This window comes from Sutterella sp. (assembly GCF_052272535.1).
Lineage (GTDB): Bacteria > Pseudomonadota > Gammaproteobacteria > Burkholderiales > Burkholderiaceae_F > Sutterella.
In genome coordinates this window covers 1-4,027 of sequence record NZ_DAVZJY010000209.1, presented here as the reverse complement: position 1 = coordinate 4,027, position 4,027 = coordinate 1, and the positions used below count along the sequence as shown (strand labels likewise).

Below are 4,027 nucleotides of genomic sequence, written 5' to 3'. Positions count from 1 at the left end.
CCGGCCAAAGGCCGTGAGGAGGCGCGCGGTAGCTCGGGGGGCGGGTGGACGGCGCCGCACGCGGGCTGGGCGGTCCCGTGCCGGCGGGTGGTGGAGGGCCGGGTGCGGGGCTCCGCGCTTCATGTGCGGCCCCGGGGGGCGTCGAAGACGAAAAAACGTCCGGCGCGCCTCTCAGGGCGGCCGGACGCTTCCGGATGAGGACGGTTTGCTCCGTGCGGGCGCTCAGACGCGGCGGCCCGCCGGCGAGCCCGTGAGGCCCACCTTGGCGAGGCGCTCCTCGGGGATGCGGTAGTCGCGCTCGGACGCCCAGACGGCGGCCTCGACGCGCGAGCGGAACTTGAGCTTCTTGAGGAGGTGCTTCACGTGCACCTTCACCGTGCCGTCGGTGATGTCGAGGTACTGCGCGATCTCGCGGTTCGAGAGTCCCGAGGCGACGCAGCAGAGCACTTCGAACTCGCGCTTCGTGAGGAGCTGCGTGACGTTCGTCTCCGACTCCTCGATCGTGCCGGTGCGCAGGTGTTCGGCCAAGGCCGAGGTGATCTTCTCCGAGGCGGCCATGCCGCCCTGAGCGACGATCTGGATCTGGTCGAGGAACTCGTCGATCGGAATGTTGCGCAGCAGGTAGCCGTTCGCGTCGAGGCGGATCGCCTGCATGAGGTTCGTGGAGTTGTTCGCCGACCCCATGAGCATCACCGCACGGCACGAGGGCTGGCGGTACTTGAGCTCGCGGAGCAGGTTGAGCGGCTGAAATCCCTTGGCGTCGAGGTCAATGATGACGATGTCGGGCTTGAGGCCGATCAGCGAGAGCGCGGTCTTCTCGTCGCCCGTGAGGCCGATCACCTGAAAGGCGCCCGAGGCCGTGAGCACGTCTGCGATGCCCTTGCGGTAGAGCGGGAAGTCGTCCACGACGACTACGCTCGGCTTGTGGTTGTCCATGTTCTTGTTGTTCCTTCCGGCCGATCCTCACCGATTGCCTCCGCTCGGGCGGTGAGCCCCTGCGGATCCGGGACAGAGGGACGGCCAGAGTTGCCGTTTGCGAATCTGGTTTCAGGCGTCGAAGTCCACCGCAGTGCGCCAGAGGAGTTCTGCGCCCGTCATGAAGTCGGGGAGCTCCATCGCCTCGTGCGGGTTGTGCGAGCCGTTCTGGTTGGCGACGAAGATCATCGCGACCGGAATGCCGGCGTTGCCGAGGACGGCGGAGTCGTGGCCGGCGCCCGAGGCGAGGCGCATCACGGGGATGCCGTGGCGCCTGGCCGTCTCCTCGAGGCGGGCGGCGAGCTTTTCGTCCACGTGGGCGGGCGCCGTGAAGAGGGGTGCGTCGAACTCAAAGCGTACGCCGCGCGCTTCGGCGATCTTCGCGGCTTCAGCCGTGAGCTCGTCGTGGAACGCCCGGCAGGTGTCCGCCGAGAGGCTGCGCATGTCCACCGTGAAGGTGACGTGGCCCGGAATGACGGAGATCGCCGCCGTCGGGGCGGTCTTGATCACGCCGACGGTGAAGACGAGGTCGTCGCCCTTCCTGAGGTATTCATCCCACTTGTCGTCGAGGCGCGAAAGGAGGCGCGCCGCGGCGAGCACCGCGTCGTGGCGGTACTCCTTGTTCACTGCGCCCGAGTGGGCGGTTTCGCCCGCGACGCGGACCTCCTTGTGGCGGATGTTGCCGCGGATGCCGGTGACGATGCCCGTGCGGGCGGTCTTCTGGCTCGTGAGGGTCGGACCCTGCTCGATGTGCAGCTCGACGAAGGCGGCGATGCGCTTGGGGTCGATCACCGGCTCGCCCGTCGTGAGTCGCTGCGGATCAAGCCCGCAGGCGGCGATGTATTCGCCGAGGGTCCTCCCAGTGGTGCGGTGCTTGAGCGCGAGGTCGCTCGCCTTGAGGCGGCCCATCATGCCGAGCGAGCCCACGTAGGCCTTGCCGAAGAAGGACGACTCCTCGCAGCGCATCATCAGGACCGTGAAGTCGCGCTTGGGCGTGAAGCCATCGCGCCGCATGCGGCGCGCGGCGACCAGAGCGGCGACGATCCCCGCGAGGCCGTCGTAGTTGCCGCCCTGCGGGACGCTGTCGGCGTGGCTGCCGGCGACGAAGGCCGGCAGCGTCCGGTCTTCGCCCGGGAGCGTCATCCAGACGTTGCCCGCGGCGTCGCGGCGGATTTCGAGCGAGAGTTCGCGGCCGATGCCCTCGAGGTAGTCGAGAACTTCAGTTTCAAGGGGGCTGTAGCCCTGGCGGGTGACGCCCTCGACGTCGGCGGACATGCCGCGGACGTGGTCGAAGACGGCGCCGGCGAATTCGATGTCGGTCTGGGAGCCGGAAGTCTGAGCCATGGGGAGCCTCGGAGATGAAGAAGGTGAGGAGGGCGACGATGCGCCTGACGGGGTAAAAATACTACCAATGAAATACTGCAAAAGTTGATGCGGATGCAAAAGCTGGGCGCCGGCTTGATCCGGCGTAAATGCTTGCTGCGGCTAGAAAATGAGGCGAAGGAGGAAATTTTTCGGGAAATCCGGTGTGAATGGACTCTCTGACTTGGAGCAACTCAGGGGGTAGGTGTTAACGTGGGGAGTACCACCTTGATCGGGAGGCTCGATAATGGGGGCGGACGCTCACCCCGCCTGTGTCCCCGGCGGGGCTGCGGCGCGCGCCCCTGCGCGCCGGCGTTTTGAAAAAAAAGGACCACCAAAAAGGAGAACGACAACATGTCAGTTTGTGCCGCCAAGTATCACGATCAGCTCATCAGCATCCGCCGTCACCTGCACACGATGCCTGAGGAAGGCTGGAGTGAGTTCACCACCACCGCGTTCCTCGTCGGCAAGCTCCGCGAGTACGGCTACGAAGTGCTGGTCGGCACCAAGGTGATCAACCCCGACAACTGCCTCGGCCGCAGCCAGAAGGTCGTGGACGACGGCATCGAGCGCGCCCGCGCCAACGGCGTCTGCGAAGAGCTCCTCAAGGAGATGGGCGGCTACACCGGCTGCGTGGGCATCCTCGACACGGGCCGTCCCGGCCCGACGCTTGCCTGCCGCTTCGACATCGACTGCGTGCCCGTCACCGAGTCGACCGAAGCCGACCACATTCCCGCGAAGGAGGGCTTCTGCTCGACCCGTCCGGGCCTGATGCACGCCTGCGGCCACGACGCTCACATGTCCACTGGCCTTGCCGTCGCGCACTGGATCGCCGACAACGCCTCCGAGCTCTGTGGTCGCGTGAAGATCCTCTTCCAGCCCGCTGAGGAAGGCGTGCGCGGCGCGGCCGGCATGGCCGCCTCCGGCGTCGTTGACGACGTGGACTACTTCCTCGGCGCGCACATCGCGATGATGTGCAAGACGGGCGAGATCTCGATCAAGCCCTACGGCTTCCTCTGCACGACGAAGCTCGACGTCACCTACACGGGCCGTCCGGCTCACGCGGGCGTCGAACCCAACGCCGGCCGCAACGCCATGGCCGCGGCCTGCAATGCCTTCGTGCAGCTTCTCGGCATCGCCCGCCACGGCTCGGGCATGACCCGCATCAACGTGGGCCAGCTCAACGCCGGCGAAGGCCGCAACGTCATCCCGTCGCACGCCGTCATGAAGATGGAGGTGCGCGGCGAGACGGGCGAGATCAACCAGTACATGTACGACTCCGCCGTCGCCATCATCCAGGGCTGCGCGATCTCGCAGGGCTGCGAATACACCATCGAGAAGATGGGCGAGGCCGTCGACCTCGTGAACGACGAAGAACTCGTGAAGGTCCTCGCCGACGCGGGCCTCAAGGTCCAGGGCCTCAAGGTCCGCCAGGATCCGATGAACTTCGGCGGCTCCGAAGACGGCACGATCCTCGCGCGCCGCGTGCAGGCGCACGGCGGCAAGGCCGCGTACTTCGTGATCGGCGCCGACCGGCCGTCGGGCCACCACACCTCGCGCTTCGACATCGACGAGGGCGCGCTCGACGCGGGCTTTGAAGTCTGGGCGAACGCCGTCGAGGAGATCCTCGGCAATAATTGACATCCTCTCCGCCCTGAAGGACGGAGATTCCCTACTGAGTCCTTACGCG

3 protein-coding genes are annotated in these 4,027 nt (G+C 66.7%); 1 reads left to right on the top strand and 2 read right to left on the bottom strand.

Going from position 1 to position 4,027, the window contains the following annotated elements:
• Positions 1-222: 222 nt before the first annotated feature.
• On the bottom strand, positions 223-936 hold the full coding sequence (locus ACT6Y9_RS09185) for a LuxR C-terminal-related transcriptional regulator (RefSeq protein ID WP_295481074.1): 714 nt from the start codon (positions 934-936) through the stop codon (positions 223-225).
• A 111-nt stretch (positions 937-1,047) separates the two neighbouring features.
• A complete protein-coding gene (locus ACT6Y9_RS09180) occupies positions 1,048-2,319 on the bottom strand; it encodes a Zn-dependent hydrolase (RefSeq protein ID WP_443744308.1) in 1,272 nt (423 codons plus the stop codon).
• Positions 2,320-2,691: 372 nt separating this feature from the next.
• Between ACT6Y9_RS09180 and ACT6Y9_RS09175 the strand changes: the two genes are divergently transcribed.
• Positions 2,692-3,978: an amidohydrolase gene (locus ACT6Y9_RS09175; RefSeq protein ID WP_443744307.1), complete on the top strand. Its 1,287-nt coding sequence runs from the start codon at positions 2,692-2,694 to the stop codon at positions 3,976-3,978.
• Positions 3,979-4,027: the final 49 nt, after the last annotated feature.